13 protein-coding genes and 1 tRNA gene are annotated in these 18,653 nt (G+C 41.5%); 7 read left to right on the top strand and 7 right to left on the bottom strand.

Annotation, left to right across the window (positions count from 1 at the left end):
* The first annotated feature begins 53 nt into the window (after nucleotides 1-53).
* A complete protein-coding gene (locus ACRWP9_RS06285) occupies nucleotides 54-488 on the top strand; it encodes a DUF4124 domain-containing protein (protein ID WP_434928406.1) in 435 nt (144 codons plus the stop codon).
* An 84-nt stretch (nucleotides 489-572) separates the two neighbouring features.
* Here the strand turns inward: ACRWP9_RS06285 and clpB are convergent, their stop codons facing one another.
* From clpB to rluD, 3 genes are all read right to left on the bottom strand, one after another.
* Complete coding sequence (clpB, locus tag ACRWP9_RS06280) at nucleotides 573-3,146, bottom strand: ATP-dependent chaperone ClpB (protein WP_434928405.1); 2,574 nt, start codon at nucleotides 3,144-3,146, stop codon at nucleotides 573-575.
* A 156-nt stretch (nucleotides 3,147-3,302) separates the two neighbouring features.
* The gene (gene pgeF / locus ACRWP9_RS06275; RefSeq protein WP_434928404.1) at nucleotides 3,303-4,070 is read right to left on the bottom strand and encodes a peptidoglycan editing factor PgeF; all 768 of its coding nucleotides are present in this window, start codon (nucleotides 4,068-4,070) and stop codon (nucleotides 3,303-3,305) included.
* A 14-nt stretch (nucleotides 4,071-4,084) separates the two neighbouring features.
* The gene (gene rluD / locus ACRWP9_RS06270; RefSeq protein WP_226410921.1) at nucleotides 4,085-5,059 is read right to left on the bottom strand and encodes a 23S rRNA pseudouridine(1911/1915/1917) synthase RluD; all 975 of its coding nucleotides are present in this window, start codon (nucleotides 5,057-5,059) and stop codon (nucleotides 4,085-4,087) included.
* A 124-nt stretch (nucleotides 5,060-5,183) separates the two neighbouring features.
* Here rluD and ACRWP9_RS06265 point away from each other — a divergent pair, with 124 nt between their 5' ends.
* Complete coding sequence (locus tag ACRWP9_RS06265; protein WP_434928403.1) at nucleotides 5,184-5,942, top strand: outer membrane protein assembly factor BamD; 759 nt, start codon at nucleotides 5,184-5,186, stop codon at nucleotides 5,940-5,942.
* 255 nt (nucleotides 5,943-6,197) lie between these two features.
* Nucleotides 6,198-6,273 (top strand) — tRNA-Phe (locus ACRWP9_RS06260).
* Between the two features lie 147 nt (nucleotides 6,274-6,420).
* Here ACRWP9_RS06260 and recJ read toward each other — a convergent pair.
* The 4 genes from recJ to brnQ all read right to left on the bottom strand — a co-directional run bounded on the left by recJ (nucleotide 6,421) and on the right by brnQ (nucleotide 11,410).
* A complete protein-coding gene (gene recJ / locus ACRWP9_RS06255; protein WP_434928402.1) occupies nucleotides 6,421-8,145 on the bottom strand; it encodes a single-stranded-DNA-specific exonuclease RecJ in 1,725 nt (574 codons plus the stop codon).
* Between the two features lie 76 nt (nucleotides 8,146-8,221).
* On the bottom strand, nucleotides 8,222-8,944 hold the full coding sequence (gene dsbC / locus ACRWP9_RS06250; RefSeq protein WP_226410924.1) for a bifunctional protein-disulfide isomerase/oxidoreductase DsbC: 723 nt from the start codon (nucleotides 8,942-8,944) through the stop codon (nucleotides 8,222-8,224).
* A gap of 126 nt (nucleotides 8,945-9,070) precedes the next feature.
* Nucleotides 9,071-9,976: a site-specific tyrosine recombinase XerD gene (gene xerD / locus ACRWP9_RS06245; RefSeq protein WP_434928401.1), complete on the bottom strand. Its 906-nt coding sequence runs from the start codon at nucleotides 9,974-9,976 to the stop codon at nucleotides 9,071-9,073.
* A 102-nt stretch (nucleotides 9,977-10,078) separates the two neighbouring features.
* The gene (gene brnQ / locus ACRWP9_RS06240) at nucleotides 10,079-11,410 is read right to left on the bottom strand and encodes a branched-chain amino acid transport system II carrier protein (protein ID WP_226410926.1); all 1,332 of its coding nucleotides are present in this window, start codon (nucleotides 11,408-11,410) and stop codon (nucleotides 10,079-10,081) included.
* 546 nt (nucleotides 11,411-11,956) lie between these two features.
* Here brnQ and ACRWP9_RS06235 point away from each other — a divergent pair.
* The 4 genes from ACRWP9_RS06235 (at nucleotide 11,957) to ACRWP9_RS06220 (ending at nucleotide 18,645) form a co-directional block, all read left to right on the top strand.
* The gene (locus tag ACRWP9_RS06235) at nucleotides 11,957-12,691 is read left to right on the top strand and encodes a tRNA1(Val) (adenine(37)-N6)-methyltransferase (RefSeq protein WP_434928400.1); all 735 of its coding nucleotides are present in this window, start codon (nucleotides 11,957-11,959) and stop codon (nucleotides 12,689-12,691) included.
* Between the two features lie 55 nt (nucleotides 12,692-12,746).
* Nucleotides 12,747-13,970: an ATP-dependent RNA helicase SrmB gene (gene srmB / locus ACRWP9_RS06230; RefSeq protein WP_226410928.1), complete on the top strand. Its 1,224-nt coding sequence runs from the start codon at nucleotides 12,747-12,749 to the stop codon at nucleotides 13,968-13,970.
* A gap of 341 nt (nucleotides 13,971-14,311) precedes the next feature.
* Nucleotides 14,312-15,514, top strand: coding sequence for an efflux RND transporter periplasmic adaptor subunit (locus ACRWP9_RS06225; RefSeq protein ID WP_434928399.1), 1,203 nt, complete (start codon nucleotides 14,312-14,314; stop codon nucleotides 15,512-15,514).
* On the top strand, nucleotides 15,514-18,645 hold the full coding sequence (locus ACRWP9_RS06220) for an efflux RND transporter permease subunit (RefSeq protein ID WP_434928398.1): 3,132 nt from the start codon (nucleotides 15,514-15,516) through the stop codon (nucleotides 18,643-18,645). Before ACRWP9_RS06225 ends, ACRWP9_RS06220 begins: the two co-directional genes overlap by 1 nt.
* The last annotated feature ends 8 nt before the right edge of the window (nucleotides 18,646-18,653 follow it).

Genomic DNA, 18,653 nt, shown 5'->3' with positions numbered 1-18,653 from the left:
TTTGTTCTATCAAAGATACTTTTATATTTCAGCTTTAACCTTTGGATGCTTACATGAAACAATTACTTTTATTAGTTACCTGCCTGCTTATGTTCTCATCAAGTATTGCCGCGAGTATTTATACCTGGACAGATAGTAGTGGTGTTGTCCATTACAGTCAGCAACCACCAAAGGGAGTAGATGCCCAACGTATAACCACAGATGAACTTGAACCTCAGAAAATTGGCACTGCCACTCCAAAACGAAAAGCAGTTGAAGTAGAGCCTGAGTCTGATTTAGCTCAATCTGCAAAATTAATTAAAGAGAAAGACGCTAAGCAAGCCGAATCAATCTGTGAGAGTGCTAAACACAGCATGGATTTACTTGGCTCATATAATCGACTCACTAAAAAAGATCCTAAAACCGGTGAAGTTGTTGCTATGACAGAAGAAGATAAGCAAGCGGCTAGAACTGAGAATGAACAAAGAGTGAAGCTTTTTTGCAATTAACGACTCACAGCAGTGAAATTTAATCTAAATTTAAAAAAGGGAGCTAAATGCTCCCTTTCTTTATGTGCCTAGTAAAAGATGAAGTTACTGCACAAACACCAATTTCCCCTGCTCAACATTAGCTTGAATGACTTTACCCGGAATTAAATCCCCACGGAGTAGCTTTTGCGCTAAAGGGTTTTCCACTTCTTGCTGTAAAGCTCGCTTTAATGGCCTTGCACCATAAACTGGATCGAAACCGACTTCAGCAATTAACGATAGCGCTTCATCAGATACTTGCAGATCAAACTCTTTTTCAGCTAAACGTTTGCGTAGCAGTTCAAGCTGAATGCTGGCAATGTGTTTAATATTGCTAGCATCAAGTGGATGAAACACTACCGATTCATCTACCCGATTTAAAAACTCAGGTCTGAAATTCTGTATCACTACATCCATAACGCTTTGTTTCATTTCCTCATAAGTCACACGACCGAAACTTTCTTGAATACGATCGGATCCTAGATTCGAGGTCATAATAATAACAGTATTTTTAAAATCAACTGTACGACCTTGCCCATCGGTTAAGCGGCCGTCATCTAACACTTGCAGTAAAATGTTAAATACGTCTGGATGGGCTTTCTCAACTTCATCTAATAAAATGACCGAATAAGGTTTTCGACGCACAGCTTCAGTTAAGTAGCCTCCTTCTTCATAACCAACATAACCAGGAGGGGCACCGACTAAGCGAGAAACCGTGTGCTTTTCCATAAACTCTGACATATCTATCCGCACTAAAGCCGACTCGGTATCAAATAAAAACTTAGCTAACGATTTACACAACTCTGTTTTACCAACACCTGTCGGGCCTAGAAACAAGAATGAGCCTATGGGACGTTGGGGATCGGCAAGTCCCGCTCGGCTTCGACGAATAGCATTGGACACCGCATCAACGGCTTCATTCTGCCCAATCACTCGCTCATGCAGTGCATCTTCCATATGCAATAACTTCTCGCGCTCCCCTTCAAGCATTTTTGACACAGGAATACCGGTTGATTTTGATAACACTTCAGCAATTTCAACATCGGTGACTTTATTCCTAAGCAATGTCATGTCTTGCATCTCTGCTTGAGAGGCTAAATCTAATTGCTTCTCTAGCTCTGGAATACGACCATATTGTAGCTCAGACATACGGGTTAAATCCCCAGCCCGTCGAGCAACATCCATATCCATTCTGGCCTGTTCTAAATCGGCTTTGATATGCTGAGTACCGGCCAATGCGGCTTTTTCGGTATGCCAAATCTCATTAAGCTCTGATGCTTTCAATTCAACATCTTTTAGTTCGACCTGCAAATGATCTAAGCGTTTTCGACTTGCATCATCGGTTTCTTTGGCTAACGCTTGCTCTTCTAGCTTTAACTGAATAGCTCGGCGCTCTAATCTATCTAAAGATTCGGGTTTAGAATCAATCTGCATGCGAATACTTGAAGCAGCTTCATCAATTAAATCGATGGCTTTATCAGGTAATTTACGATCCGAAATATACCGATGAGACATAGTTGCAGCGGCAACAATGGCGGGATCGGTAATTTCTACATGGTGGTGAAGTTCATAGCGCTCTTTCAAACCACGTAAAATGGCAATCGTGTCTTCTACGCTAGGCTCGTCCACCAGCACTTTTTGAAAACGACGCTCAAGTGCGGCATCTTTCTCTATGTATTGACGATACTCATCTAAGGTTGTAGCACCCACACAATGTAAATCACCACGGGCTAATGCGGGCTTTAACATGTTGCCAGCATCCATTGCGCCTTCACCTTTACCCGCGCCGACCATAGTATGTAATTCATCTATAAACAGAATCACTTGGCCTTCTTCTTGGGATAATTCATTCAGAACTGCTTTTAAGCGCTCTTCAAATTCGCCTCGATATTTAGCCCCTGCAATCAGTGACCCCATATCTAAAGACAATACCCGTTTGTTTTTAATCCCTTCTGGGACTTCACCATTAACAATTCGTTGAGCAAGCCCTTCAACGATGGCAGTTTTACCGACACCAGGCTCACCAATTAATACTGGGTTGTTTTTACTACGGCGCTGTAATACCTGAATCGTGCGGCGAATTTCATCGTCACGACCAATAACAGGGTCTAACTTGCCTTGTTCTGCCCGCTCGGTTAAGTCGACGGTGTACTTTTTCAACGCTTGGCGTTGATCTTCTGCATTAGGATCATCCACTTTTTGACCGCCGCGAATTTGCTGGATGGTATTTTCCATTAACTCTTTGGTGGCGCCAGCATCTTTAAGCGCTTTAGCTAACGCGTCATTACCTTCAAGTGCTGCAAGAATGAATAATTCAGATGAGATATATTTGTCTTTGCGTTTCTGAGCCAGCTTATCACACAAATTAAGCAGGCGAATAAGGCCTTGCGACAACTGTACATCACCGCCTGTTCCATCAACTTGTGGTAAGCGCTCTAATTCTTGACTTAAGGTTGAACGTAATGCACTGACACGCATGCCCGCTTGAGTCAGTAATGGATGAATTGAGCCAGAATCTTGATTAAGTAGAGCCATCATTAAATGGATAGGTTCAATAAATTGATGATCCCGTCCTAATGCTAATGATTGCGCATCAGAAATAGCAATTTGAAACTTATTCGTCATACGGTCGAGTCTCATATAACCTCCTACATCTAATACAAAAAGTAGATATCCGTTGGGATATGCTGTTATCTAAAATATGGGGGCATAGTAGTGAGATTTCAAGCTAACAAAGTATGATGAGGTGTAAAAAAGTGGATTATTTTTTATACAAAATAACAAAAAGCGGTGAGATTAAGATTTTAGCCAAATCAATGAGGCCATACGGCCAGTGTCCTTATCTCGACGATAAGAAAAGTAGTCGTTGTTTAATACGGTACATTCATCAGCACTATAGACGGTTTCGATACCTAGCTGAAGTAAACGCACTTTTGCTAAACCAACCATATCAGCCAAATATTTATCAGTTGTATTCACTCTAGGGATGAAACAGTCTGCTATGGCATTTTCAAGTTCAACATCAGTAGTATCAATAGCTGCGCTAGCCATAAATGCGCTGCGCACTTCTGCTCCTACTTCAAACTGACTGGGTCCAATACAGGGGCCTAGACAGGCAATTAACTCACATGCAGGTACTGAAAAATGCTTTACAGCCTGTTCAATAACCCCAGCACATAAACCGCGCCAGCCGGCATGCACAGCTGCAACCTGTCGACCTTGTTTATCACACAATAATACGGGTAAACAATCTGCCGTCATTACCGCACAAACTTGACCATATTGGTCACTATAACTACCATCCGCTAAAGGAACACTCGTGCTATTAGCCACTTGAGATATAGACACCACTTCAACACCATGCACTTGTTCTAACCACAAAGGTTCGCAAGGTAACGCAAGTGAAGATAAAAGTAGACGCCGATTAGCCAATACCGTTTGAGGATTATCTCCTACATGTAACCCTAAGTTTAAACTGTCATAGGGGGCACAACTACTCCCACCATGACGGTCAGTAAACGCTATAGCTACATTTTCAGGTAAAGGCCAATGAGGTCTTAGCATTTATCGATACACAATTATAAATACACTATCGGATTTAATTCGGTATCAATACGCATTGCTTGAGTCAAAAGCAACATATCTTCAGGTATAGGTGCTTTCCAACTCATGATTTCACAGGTGATAGGGTGCGCAAGCTCTAAACGAATTGCATGTAATGCTTGGCGTTTAAAGTTTTTCAATATATCAAAAAACTCTGGGCTAGCGGCTTTAGGCGGACGAGGACGACCACCATAAACAGGATCGCCAACCAACACATGACCAATATAATCCATGTGAACTCGAATTTGATGAGTACGGCCTGATTCAAGACGCAAACGTAACCGAGTGTGGGCACGGAATTTTTCCGCAACACGATAATGCGTTACTGAAGGACGACCACCATTAACTACCGCCATTTGTACGCGTTTAGTAGGATGACGATCGATAGGCTCATCTACAGTGCCACCCGCTGTCATAGTACCAATTACAATGGCTTCGTATTCACGCACAATTTCACGGGCTTGAAGCGCGGCAACTAAATGCGTTTGCGCTTCAACTGTTTTAGCAACCACCATCAGGCCAGTCGTATCTTTATCGAGGCGATGAATAATACCAGCACGTGGTACATGCTCAATATCAGGACAATGATGCAATAATGCATTCATCAAAGTACCATCGGCATTACCAGCACCTGGGTGCACGACAAGGCCAGCAGGTTTATTGACCACTATGATGTGATCATCTTCATAAACAATGTTTAAAGCGATGTTCTGCGCTTGAGCGCGAACTTCTTCTTCAAGCTTGGCGTTGATTTCGATCAGTTGTGATTCAAAAATCTTTTCCCGCGGCTTGTCGACTATGATACCGTCTACGGTAACTGCACCGGATAAAATCCATTCTTTGATGCGTGTGCGCGAGTAATCAGGAAAAATAATCGCCAATGCTTGGTCAATTCTTTGTCCTGTTTGTGTTGCTGTTATCTCGCTTTTTAGATTAATCTCTTGTGTCATAGGAACCGTAACCCTTTTCTGGGGTCCAAAGTGAATGTAGTATCTGTTACAATCGGATGTTTTCTATTTTACCGTGAAATGGAAAAATTCTTAACCACAACTTATAAAAGAATTAAATTAAAGTATGTATAAATTAGCCAAAGGCGCCGCCCTAGTATTACTTTCAGTCGCTATTACCGCTTGTAGTAGCAGTCCCGAAGATGACGAGTTTGCCAATAAAGCCTCTCCTGACGTACTTTATTCTCAAGCTAGAACCTCAATGGAATTAGGAAACTATTCTAAAGCAGTTCGAACGCTAGAAGCTTTAGACTCGCGTTATCCTTTTGGCCCACATAAAACTCAAGTTCAATTAGATCTGATCTTTGCTTATTACAAAATGGATGATGTTGCTTCAGGTGTCGCCAATATCGACCGTTTTTTACGCCTGAATCCGACTCATCCTAATATTGATTACGTGTATTATATGCGTGGTTTAACAAATATGCAGGCAGATAGTTATTTATTTCACGATATGATGAATATTGACCGTACTGATCGTGATCCTCAAAACGCTCAAGATGCCTTTAAAGACTTCGATCGCTTGATAAAAAGTTACCCTGAAAGCAAGTATGCTGCTGACGCTCAAAAGCGTATGCAATACTTGAAAAACCGTTTAGCGCGCTATTCTATCAACGTTGCAAGATATTACATAAAAATGAATGCTTGGAGTGCTGCTGCAGTTCGCGCTCAAACCGTTTTAGAAAAATTCCCTGGTACACCAGAGGCTGAGTCTGCGCTTGAAATTATGGCTACCGCCTATGACGAACTTGGTCAAGACAAGTTAAAACAAAACACGTTAACTGTGATGAAAGCCAATTTTCCTAATAACGAATTAGTTAATTAATTATTACTCAATTAAGTTAACTCATTTAAAACGGCCTCTTTATGAGGCTGTTTTTTAACCATGTTGATAAGTTGATAAATAAATACGCCATAAAGATATCAGTAAAATGACTCATGATTAATGAATATTTTTGCAGCACTGACCGCTGATTGATTAGTCTAAACGCTGCTTAATTCAGCATTGGAGTTGAAAAATAACTTTTTTTATAAAAAACGGTTGACTCAAACACTATAAAACCTTAAATTGCACCCCGTCGCCCGAATAGCTCAGTCGGTAGAGCAGAGGATTGAAAATCCTCGTGTCCCTGGTTCGATTCCGGGTTCGGGCACCATATTTAAATTGGTGGCATCAAGCGACTAATAAAGTGATTAACAAAAAAGCCTCGCAATGCGAGGCTTTTTTGTATGTGAAATTTATAACTTACTGAATAAAATTGCTTTGATTGGCTATTGCCAGCAAAGCATATGATCTAAAATACTTACATAGGTTCAATATACTCAACCATAAGCTGAACCGTTTGATTACCTCTAAACTCATTCACATCTAACTTATAAACCACTCGAGCCTGTTTAATCGTCGCGTCGGGCCAAGTTTGCATATCAACATTAAACGCAATGCCATCTAACATTAATTGACCGCACTCTGTTTCAAGTAATAACTTAAGATGTTTTTCACCCACAATACGTTGCTGCACAACATTGAAGCAACCATCAAATAGCGGCTCTTCAAATGATTGCCCCCAAGGGCCAGCATTACGCAGCATAAATGCAGTATCTAAGGTCATGTTAGCGGCAGCTAATTCGCCATCTGACATTAACTCTCCAGTTAGCTGCTCATAATCTAAAATATCTCTAACGACATCATCAAAAGCTTGTTTAAATGTCTCTAGCGCATCAGCCCTTAAAGACAATCCTGCTGCCATTGCATGGCCACCAAACTTGATAATAATACCTGGATGTAATGAATTAATCCGCTCTAGTAAGTCCCGCATGTGCAGGCCTTTTATTGAGCGAGCAGAGCCTTTAATTTCACCGTTACCTGCCTGCGCAAAAGCGATCACTGGCCTGTGGTATCTATCTTTTATACGTGAAGCTAAAATGCCGATAACGCCTTGATGCCAGTCTGGTTGAAACAAAGCTAACCCCCAAGGCAGCGTCGCTTCATCCAGTGCTATAACTTGTAAGCTTTTCAAGGCTTCTTGCTGCATGCCGGCTTCAATATCACGCCTATCTTGATTCAAGCCATCTAGCTCAGCCGCCATTCGTCTTGCAAGCATGATGTCATCACACAATAAGGTTTCGACACCTAACGCCATTTCATCAAGGCGACCGGCAGCATTTAGCCTTGGGCCAACCGCAAAACCAAAATCGGCAGCAACAATTTTACTCGGGTCACGCTTAGCAACTTCTAGCAATGCGGTAATACCTGGGCGGCAACGCCCTGCGCGTACACGTTGTAAGCCGGCTTGAACTAAAATACGATTGTTGGGGTCTAGCGACACCACGTCAGCGACAGTGCCTAGTGCGACTATATCAAGTAGTTCAGCTAAATTAGGTTCTATAATACCTTGCACCGCATACCAGTTGCGGCTGCGAAGCTCTGCACGAATTGCTGTCATTAAATAAAAAGCGACCCCAACTCCTGCAATTGATTTACTGGCGAATTGGCAATCAGGTTGATTCGGATTAACAATGGCATCAGCTTCGGGCAAGATTTTGCCAGCAAGATGATGGTCCGTCACGACCACTTGCATGCCGTAAGCTTTGGCAGCTTTTACGCCGTCTATCGACGAGATACCATTATCAACCGTGATAAGTAGTTGCGCCTTTTTACTGTGGGCAACAGCGACAATTTCAGGACTCAAACCATAACCGTAGTCAAAACGATTAGGGATTAAATAATCCACTTGAGTCGCACCCATCATTCTCAAAGCGAGTAAACAAACACAAGTAGACGTGGCGCCATCGGCATCAAAGTCACCCACTATTAATATTTGCTGCTGAGCATGCATCGCATCGGCTACTAATTTAGCGGCAACATCTAACCCTTTCATGGTATTAGGACGCAGTAATTTAGCTAACACTAGCTCACAATCATCTTGCCCCACACCACGTCGAGCATATAACTGTCTCAATAAGGGAGGTAAAGTAATAGGAAGATGTGAATCATCAACTTGAAGACGACGAGTGATTTTATGAGACAAAACAAACCCTAATGCAGTGATATGTGAAAAAGGTGACCAATAAAAAGGTGAGCTATTGCTCACCTTAGTCAGTTGACTATCGAGATTCGAGGGTTTTCAATAAGTCATTTGGAGGCTGATAACCTGGCACCATGCTACCGTCTGCAAGTATCATCGCTGGCGTACCGTTAACGCCAAATGAACGTCCAAGATCAAATTGTTTGCTAATATCAATATCACACGATGCCGCTTTAATATTCTTACCTTCTTTAGCATCAGTCATTGCTTGCAATGGATCTTTAGCACACCATACAGCTTGCATTTCATCGGCGTTAGCTGAAGGGATCCCTGCGCGAGGATAAGCTAAGTAACGGATCGTAATGCCTAAGTCATTATATTCACTCATTTGATTGTGCAGTTTACGGCAATAGCCGCAGTCTACATCAGTAAATACCGTGACCACATGCTTTTCATTTTTAGCTTTATAAACCAACATGTCTTTCTCAAGTGGTTTAAGCATATCTATGCGAGGCCCGGCTAAAGCAGCCTCAGTTAAGTTGTTCATGCGGTTATTTAGGTCATACATATTGCCATGGATCAATTTAGATCCATCTTCAGTAATATAGAGCACACCACGATCGGTTAACGCTTGCACAATACCCTTTATCGGCGATGCTTGAAGACTCATCACCTCAACACCTAACATGTCTGATATTTTTTGTTTTAACTCACTATTTTCAGTATCAGTTGTGGCTGCTGCATAGCTCATTACAGGAACAACTAAACTGGCGACAAGAATTAAGGCTTTAGATAACTTCATAATTATTCCTAATTTACACGGGATTAAATGACTAGACCCGACTTTGATTGCAAAACTTACAGATTTAGTACGATTAACGCAACTATGCTAAAAGCTTTTTAATGTAACGAAAGGCTACCCAATAGGTTAACCTCGCGGATGATGCTGTTGATGAAGCTGCTGCAGACGGGCTTTAGCAACATGAGTGTAAATTTGAGTCGTGGATAAATCACTGTGGCCTAAGAGTAATTGTACAACTCGTAAATCAGCGCCGTGATTCAGTAAATGAGTCGCAAAGGCATGGCGTAAAGTATGTGGTGATAAGTGTACCCTTATCCCTGCTCGTGCACTGTATAACTTAATGCGATGCCAGAAAGTTTGTCGAGTCATCATCTGCGCACGCCTCGACGGAAATAACACATCAGATTGCTTCATATGTAAAAGTGTTGGCCTAGCAGTTTTTAAATATAATTCGACTTCACTAATGGCTAATTCACCTAGCGGAACTAAACGTTCTTTACCGCCCTTACCCATCACCCTAACGACTCCTTGGCGCAAACTTATTTGCTCCATGGTTAAACTCACTAATTCGGTCACCCTCAGCCCTGTTGCATATAATAATTCAAGCATCGCTTTGTCACGGCATTCGATTGGATCATCGATATCGGGCTCGGATAGTAAAGCATCTACTTGTGCTTCAGATAATGCATCAGGCAATTTGCGTGGCAGTTTAGGTGACTCAATTAACGCGGTAGGATCGACATCAATCAACTTATTCACAATTAAATAACCGTAAAAGCGTCGTAAGCTACTCATCAATCTTGCGGTACTGGTTTTAGCATATTGTTGCTCAAATCGATATGCGAGATACGCTTTTAATAGCAATGAATCGGCATCAACAAGGCAAGACTTTTGACTTAATACAAAACGTTCGAAATGCGCTACATCAGTTCGATACGATGCTAACGTATTATCGCTTAAGCCTTTTGTTGACCATATATGGTCAATGAATTGTTCGATTAGGGGGTGCGGAGAGTATTGATTTGATTTCACTTAAGACTCTATTTAACACGCTAGATATGCTGGCTATAGGTTAGCATATCTAGCGGTCAAATATTAGCAATCCTTACTGATAAGCAATTAGCTAATAAGCATTTATGCCGCAGAGGTTGTTTGATCACTTTTAGGTAAAAACAAACATACCGCAGAAACGATGGCGGTTGGCAGTACCCAAGCCATGCCTTCTGCATGTAACGGTAAGAAATTAAACATCGACATATCAAAGCCACCGGTTTTTAATCCATCTAATACGCCAAAAGCTAGCGCAACGCTTAGAATTAATCGTTGTGACAATTCAGGACGAGCAAATTGTGGCGTAATAAAAGTCACTAATACCAATGCAATGGCCACTGGATAAATCGTCATCAATACAGGAATACTAATTATAATTAATTGTGATAAACCCACGTTAGCAACAGTGGCACACACCACACTGAAAATAATCACAAAACGTTGGTATGACACTGACGGTAGAAGCTCATTGAAAAACTCAGAACACGCAGTTACCAGACCGATCGCGGTAGTCAAACACGCCAAACCAACGACAGTAGACAGCATAACAATACCTAACATGCCGAAGTTATGGTCAACATAGTTAGTTAAAATGACACCACCGTTTGATGCTCCCTTAGCTAAATCACCTGCTGAAGCACCTAGAAAGAATAGTGATATATACACAAATGCCAATCCAGATGCGGCAATAATGGCGGCGCGGATCAGATACTTGGTTTGATCTGCAACATTATTAACGCCTTTTTTACGCAGTAAATCGATAATAAGCATACCAAACATCAGTGATGCCAAGGTATCCATAGTGTTATAACCTTCAATAATCCCCTTTGATAACGGACTTGCCAGATATTCCGCTGAAGGAGAGCCTACCGTTGAGCCTGAGATAAACATCACGCTCATTGCTAAAGCAACCAGCAAGGTCAGTAAAATAGGCGTAAGTACTTTGCCGACGTTATCCAAAAGTTTGCCAGGATAAAGTGACATAAACATCACAATCGTGAAAAACACTAAGGTAAATATCAGCTGGGCTATATTGATTGCTTGACCCGCTATCATCACCACCGCATCAGGGTCTGCTATAAACGGACGAGCGCCTATTTCAAAGGCGACCAAACTGGTTCGAGGCGCCGCAAATGCAGGCCCTATAATAATATAAATAGCAATGGCCAGAGCTGTAGCAGCAAATGGTGGCAAATAGGCCATAATTTTACCATTGGATTTAGCTACAGCAATCAATCCAATCAGTGGCATTCCCACCGCGGTTAATAAAAAGCCAACCATAGCCAGTGACATGTTCTCACCCGCTAAAAAGCCCGCAAAAGGCGGGAATATAAGATTACCTGCACCCAAGAAGAATGCGAAAGCCATAAACCCTAGGCCAAAGGTATCGATGATCGATAATTTAGTTGTTTGCACGTTAACATCTCTTTTTGTTGTATTTGTTCTTTAACCAACTTAAGTGATCAAATTCATTTTAGCTACTGCTAATAATGAACACGTCACAGATCGTAATAGTATATTTACACCCTAAGCTATCTAAATACATTAAATTTAGTGCGAAAAATAATCATTGTTGATCTGTTTATATAACCCTTAGTTAGTGTTTGAATGAATCAAGCCATTACAAGCGGTTTTACCTTGAAAGAGCAGCCTGAACTAATAGCAAAGATGCTAATAATACGCAATAGAGACTGAGTATATTCAGTTATTTAGATTTCAAGCCTGAAACAATTACCAAAAGCCCTAAACATAACTAGCACAGCCTTTAATAAGCGATAACATAAATTAACAAACCGATAATTAAGACCTTATATTTATATTATGGCCGCTACTACATTGACTGAGGGTTAAACACCAGTAGAAGTAATACTGCATGTTTTAAAATAAGCCATCATCAATCAATTAACACGCTGGTGTAATTTGTTATAATCAACCTTTAATTCGCTCGCACTGTAGCCCTTAATGCCATTCACATTTAAACAATTTCATATCGATGATAGCCATTGCGGCATGAGTGTAAGCACTGACGGGGTGCTGTTAGGTGCTTGGGCGGGCTTAACTAACGCAACACGTATTATTGATATTGGCGCAGGAAGTGGCTTATTGAGCTTAATGGCTGCACAAAGAACATCGACAAAAACTCACATTACTGCAATAGAGTTAGATACATCTGCAGCTCAAGATTGCTTCAATAATATCGCCCAAAGCCAATGGGCTAAAAAAATTGAATTGATACAATCCAGCATTCAAGATTTTTGCTTACATCAGCAAAAAATAGCCGCAAGCAGTCGCCAATACTTTGATCATATTATTTGCAACCCTCCCTACTTTACCAATGGCCCGCAAACTCAGGATCGTGCCCGCGCAACGGCAAGGCACACTAATCAACTGGATTTTACGGACTTAGTACAATCTATTTACGCTTTATTAGCCAAAGATGGCGTGGCCAGTATCATTATTCCGGTTCAGAGTGAAGCGATGTTCAAACCAGCATTATCTGGCACTGGCTTAGAAATAACTCAACGCATTGAAGTCAGCAGCGTTACAGGAAAACCACCTAATCGGCTATTGCTGGCGATTAAACATCCTGCTTCCGAACAACAATATGTTACCGGCTCGATCGATATACGTGATAAACAAGGTCAGTATTCGGTAGCAATGACAGATTTATGCAAGGATTTTTACTTAAAACTTTAGCCTGTGTGATTCGTCAGCTATAATAGACGGCTACTTTTAAGCGAGACCCACGTGCATGTTATTTGAAGATTTCGATTTAGACCCAAGGTTATTAGATTCACTGAAAGCCATGGGCCACAAAAGCCCCACGACAGTTCAACAACAAGCTATTCCTATGGCGATGGAGCAACGGGATATTCTTGCGCGTGCGCCAACAGGGACAGGTAAAACAGCAAGTTTCTTATTGCCAGCCTTACAGCACCTGATCGATTTCCCTCGTCGTTTCGAAGGACAAGCCCGCATCATGGTGTTAACACCTACCCGTGAGCTAGCCAGTCAAATTCATCGTTATGCATGTCATCTCGCAACTGACTTAGATTTAGATATTGCCATTATTACTGGTGGCGTTCCTTATGGGCCGCAAGAAGAAGCCCTTGCAGGTAATATCGATATATTAATCGCCACACCAGGCCGATTGATGGAATACCTAGACAAAAGAAAATTCGATGCTACTGAGGTCGATATTCTAGTGATTGATGAAGCCGACCGCATGTTAGACATGGGATTCTCTTCAGTGGTGCAAGCCATTGCGATTGAAGCACAAGGTCGTAAACAAAACATGTTGTTCTCTGCCACTTTAGAAGGCAGCGGGGTTGAACGTTTCGCACGTGATCTATTGAAAGATCCTGTCACCATAGATGTAGAAGCACCTCGCAGCGAAAAAGCTAAAATTCATCAGTGGGCGCATTTAGCCGACGATAAAGATCATAAATTTGCCTTACTGTGTAACATCTTAAGACAAGAGCAAGTTAAGCGAACAATCGTATTTGTTAAAACCCGTGAAGCGGTGGCTAGCCTTGAAGGATTATTATTAAAGGCCAATATACCTTGTGCGTTTATGCGTGGCGACATGGAACAAAAGAAACGTTTTCAAGCCCTAGGACGTTTTACAAAAGGTGAAGTCAATGTGCTATTGGCTACCGATGTGGCAGCCCGTGGTATTGACGTTGATGATATTACTCATGTAATTAACTTTGACATGCCACGTTCAGCTGACACTTATGTGCACCGTATTGGTCGCACAGGGCGCGCTGGCGCTAAAGGTACTGCTATTTCATTAATGGAAGCACATGATGTACGAATTGTCGGTAAAATTGAGCGCTACATTGAGCAAACGTTAAAACGCCGTGTCATTGAAGAGCTTCGTCCTAAACATAAAGAAGCTAAAGTGCCGGGTAAGAAAAAAGCTAATGCCAAGGACCCTAAAAAATTCTCTAAGAAGTCAAAAAAGAAAAAATAATTAATATTGGTAGGTAATCTGCTTACTGTAATATTTAAATATAAATAAAAACGAACCTAAACAGGTTCGTTTTTTTATTGCCTGTATTATATTTAGGTTGATATTTAAAAAATTCATCGTCCGCACATGCTAATTTATTTATCAAATCGCCCCAAGATGTTAACAACCGCAACATCCTGCTACAGCTAATTTACATAAACCAGTTTAGCTGAATCATAAAATCTGCTAATTTAGACAGATTACTGATAAGAATAAAAAAATGTACAAATATTGCCTAAAAACACCGCACATTGTACAAAATACATTCATCAGCATCATTTCAGCATGGATACGCAAAAAGAATGAAAACTATTTTAAGAAGACTGACCCCCCTTTTTATCTTGATCGTGGCAATTGGCTTTGCACAGCTACTAATGCAAACCCAGGAAGCTCCTGAACAAAAAGACGAAGCAGAAATTCTCACTATTATTGATGTGATGACAGTAAAGCAACAAACGGTTTCATTAAACCTACCTTCCTATGGTGTGGTTAATCCCAAATATAAAACTCAGCTCGTAACAGAAGTACAAGGGCGACTACAAAATATATCTGCCGAGTTTGTTGCGGGCGGCATAGTTAAAAAAGGCGATCAATTAGCGTTAATTGAACCTTCTGATTATGAAGCTGACTTGATGCAAGCAGAAGCCAATGTGGCACAGGCTACTGCAATGCTAAACGAAGAAATGGCCCGTGGCCAAGTGGCTAAAATAGAATTTAAAGATTTCGATAACGGCGTTGCCCCAGAATTAGGCTTACGTATCCCGCAGCTTAAAAAAGAACAAGCAAATGTAAAGTCGTCTAAAGCTGCACTGGCCCGTGCGCAACGTAATCTTGAACGTACCATTATTCGCGCACCGTTTGACGGCATCATTAAAGCGCGTCATGTCGACCTAGGCCAATACGTCACGTTAGGCACTAATTTAGGCGAGCTATACGATACCAGTACCGCAGAGATTCGTTTACCGCTGACCAATAATGACTTGGCGTATTTAGAGTCAATTGACAATCCAGACACAGAAGTCACCTTAAGCGCTTCTCTAGCAGGTCAAAACATGACCTGGTATGGCAATATTATCCGCAGCGAAAATGTCATCGATGAACAAAACCGTATGGTTTACCTCGTTGCTGAAGTCATTGACCCTTATCTTATAAAGTCCAGAAATAATAAACAGTTACCATTGAAATACGGCAGCTTTGTCACCGCAGTCATTAAAGGTCGCAGCGTAAGCGGTATTGTGCAGCTTCCACGTCATGTATTACGCAATGACCAAGTCGCCATTGTCAGTGATGATAATATCATTGAGATGCGCAGTGTTAACCTAGTCAGAACCGACATTGACAGTGTCTATATTAAAGACAGCTTTACCGATGGAGAGCGCATCTCAATGACCAATGTCGCCAACCTATCTAATGGTCAAAAAGTAAAAATATTAGGTGAGGACGATAAGTTAACCCCCACAGATGATGTATCTGATGATGAGCTAACCCCTGCAGGAGAGCTGTGATGCAGAGCCATTCAGGAATCATATCTTGGTTTGCTCGCAATAACGTTGCAGCAAACTTACTCATGCTAGTACTGATTATCGGTGGATTATTCAGTGCCGTAATAATTAATAAAGAAATTTTCCCCAGCTTTTCACTTAATCTTATCAATATCACTGTGGCCTACCCAGGTGCAGCCCCGCAAGAAATTGAAGAAGGGATCAACATCAAAATTGAGGAAGCCATTCAAGATATTTCTGGGATTAAAAAAACCACCTCGGTGGCTAGCGATAGTATAGGGTCTGTCACCATTGAAGTTGAGGATGGTTTCGATGTTCAGCAAGTGCTTGATGAAGCTAAGCTGCGTATTGATGCTATTGCCACCTTTCCTGATAACATTGAAAAGCCTAATATTTTTCAAATAAAGCCTGAAAACAATGTAATTTGGGTGTCGGTTTATGGCGACATGTCAGCACATGACATGAAGGAGATGGCTAAATCAATTCGTGAAGACCTCACCGATTTACCCGGCGTAACACGAGCTAAGCTAACTGGTGTAAGAGATTACGAAATTGGCATTGAAGTGTCTGAAGATAAGCTACGCGAATATGGTTTAAGTTTTAGCCAAGTGGCGCAAGCGGTCCAAAATGCCTCTATTGATCTACCCGGCGGCTCTATTCGTGCTCAAGATGGTGACATATTATTGCGCACCAAAGGCCAAGCCTATACTGGCGAAGACTTTGCTAAAATTGTGGTACTTACCCGCACCGACGGCAGCCGTATTATGCTACCTCAAGTGGCGAATATTAAAGATGGCTTTGAAGAAAGATTAGAATACACCCGTTTTAATGGCAAGCCAGCGGCAATTATTGAAGTCACCAGTATTGATGATCAAGACGCGTTAGCGATATCTACACAGGTAAAAGCCTACATAGCCGAGCGTCAAAGCACCCTGCCCGCTAATATACAAGTAGATACTTGGGGGGACTTAACTCACTATCTTCAAGGCCGCTTAAACATGATGTTATCTAACATGTTTTACGGTGCACTGTTGGTATTTATTATTCTTGCCCTGTTTCTTGACCTTAAATTAGCTTTTTGGGTGATGATGGGGTTACCAGTGTGCTTTTTAGGGGCAATGTTGTTAATGCCAGCGGTTGGCATGTCGATTAACATGTTGACCTTATTTGCTTTTATCTTGGTACTGGGGATTGTCGTCGATGATGCCATTGTGATAGGTGAAAGTGCCTACAGTGAAGTTGAAGAAAACGGTCATTCTTTACACAACGTGATAACAGGTGTGCACAAAGTTGCTATGCCTGCCACCTTTGGGGTACTGACCACCATTGCCGCTTTCACGCCAATGATTTTGGTATCAGGTCCAATGGGGATTATTTGGAAGTCTATCGGCATGATTGTTATTTTGTGTTTAGCCTTCTCACTCATTGAATCAAAATTCATCTTGCCAGCACATTTGGCACACATGAAAGTCAAAAAGAAAACCGCGCCGACTAATGTATTTTCGCGTTTTAAAGTTGGCTTAAATGACAAGCTACAATTCTTTATTCACCATAAATATCGACACTTTTTAGAAGCCTGCATTAGGCAACGCTATAATGTTGTTGCAGTCTTTGTTGGGGTATTAATTCTCTCTATCGCTTTGGTTGCTAGCGGGAAAGTGCGTTGGGTATTTTTTCCTGATATTCCATCAGACTTTATTCAAGTTCAACTAGAAATGGATGAAGGTAGCTCTGAACTCAATACCTTAGCCACGGTCCAGCAGGTAGAAGATGCTTTATATCGAATGAATGATGTTATGGAGCAGGAATATGGCACAGGTGTAGTTAAACACAGTTTTGTGTCATTAAGCTCACGTACTTCAGCGTTTATTTTTACTGAGTTAACTAAAGGTGAAGACAGGGACGTTGATGGCGTATCTATTGCCGAAGAGTGGCGCAAACAGTTACCTGAATTACTGTCCGTTAAAAAACTCAATATTAATGCCAGCACTAATGAGACAGGCGGAGATTTATCCTTTAGATTAACCTCAACCGATTTAGATCAACTGGCCCTAGCCTCTAAAGAAATTAAAGATAAGCTGGCAACCTATGAAGGTGTATATGATATTTCAGACAACTTTTCGTCGGGCAGCCAGGAAATTCGTCTTAATATTCTGCCAGAAGCACAGGCACAGGGCTTAACTCTGTCTGACTTAGCGCGCCAAGTGCGTTACGGCTTTTATGGTTACGAAGCACAACGTATTTTGCGTAATAAAGAAGAAGTTAAAGTGATGATCCGCTACCCACTGGAGCAGCGACGCACCGTGGGGCATCTTGAAAATATGATGATCCGCACCAGTAACGGCCAAACGGTACCATTTTCAAGTGTAGCCGCAATAGAGTTAGGCGACTCTTATGCATCTATTACCCGTGTAGATGGTCGCCGTGCAATTACCATTAGCGCTAATGCAAATACCAACAAAGTAGAGCCTAGTAAAGTTGTTGATGAGGTACAGTCTGAATTTATTCCCTACTTATCAGCAAAATACCCCCATGTATCGGCCTCATTAGATGGCAGCAGTCTGGATGAGCAAAATGCCATGTTGGGCTTAATACAGGGCTTTTTCTTCGCCATGTTCACTATTTATGCCTTAATGGCTATTCCACTTAAATCATATACTCAACCTTTAATCATCATGTCAGTCATCCCCTTTGGGATGATTGGCGCGTTAGTCGGCCATTACATGCTGGGATTATCAATGAGTGTATTGAGTTTATGTGGCATCGTGGCGTTGGCTGGTGTGGTAGTCAATGATTCGTTAATCCTAGTGGATTTTGTGAATAAATCCCGCGAAGAAGGCAAGTCGATTATGCAATCAGCAATCGACTCAGGCTGTTATCGATTCAGAGCAATTATTCTTACCTCGTTAACTACCTTTGTTGGCCTTGTTCCAATTATCATGGAAAAAAGCTTACAAGCTAAAATTGTTATTCCTATGGCAACCTCATTAGCTTTTGGTATTTTGTTTTCCACCGTGGTGACGCTAATTTTAGTGCCCGTTCTGTATATTATTTTGGATGACATTAAACGTCTGCTGAAACGCTTCTATTTATGGTGGTGGCGACCTAAAACTACAGATGCCGATTATTATTAATCTGTGGC

This window comes from Shewanella sp. HL-SH2, from assembly GCF_051164935.1.
In the GTDB taxonomy this organism is placed as follows: Bacteria; Pseudomonadota; Gammaproteobacteria; order Enterobacterales; family Shewanellaceae; genus Shewanella; species Shewanella glacialimarina.
The sequence above is the reverse complement of the archived record's forward strand: the minus strand, read 5'-3'. Positions and strand labels throughout refer to the sequence as shown.

Coding starts and splice junctions, on each gene's coding strand:
- ACRWP9_RS06220 (WP_434928398.1), top strand. CDS start 15,514: ATGCAGAGCCATTCAGGAATCATATCTTGGTTTGCTCGCAATAACGTT.
- ACRWP9_RS06235 (WP_434928400.1), top strand. CDS start 11,957: ATGCCATTCACATTTAAACAATTTCATATCGATGATAGCCATTGCGGC.
- srmB (WP_226410928.1), top strand. CDS start 12,747: ATGTTATTTGAAGATTTCGATTTAGACCCAAGGTTATTAGATTCACTG.
- clpB (WP_434928405.1), bottom strand. CDS start 3,146: ATGAGACTCGACCGTATGACGAATAAGTTTCAAATTGCTATTTCTGAT.
- pgeF (WP_434928404.1), bottom strand. CDS start 4,070: ATGCTAAGACCTCATTGGCCTTTACCTGAAAATGTAGCTATAGCGTTT.
- dsbC (WP_226410924.1), bottom strand. CDS start 8,944: ATGAAGTTATCTAAAGCCTTAATTCTTGTCGCCAGTTTAGTTGTTCCT.
- ACRWP9_RS06265 (WP_434928403.1), top strand. CDS start 5,184: ATGTATAAATTAGCCAAAGGCGCCGCCCTAGTATTACTTTCAGTCGCT.
- ACRWP9_RS06285 (WP_434928406.1), top strand. CDS start 54: ATGAAACAATTACTTTTATTAGTTACCTGCCTGCTTATGTTCTCATCA.
- ACRWP9_RS06225 (WP_434928399.1), top strand. CDS start 14,312: ATGAAAACTATTTTAAGAAGACTGACCCCCCTTTTTATCTTGATCGTG.
- rluD (WP_226410921.1), bottom strand. CDS start 5,059: ATGACACAAGAGATTAATCTAAAAAGCGAGATAACAGCAACACAAACA.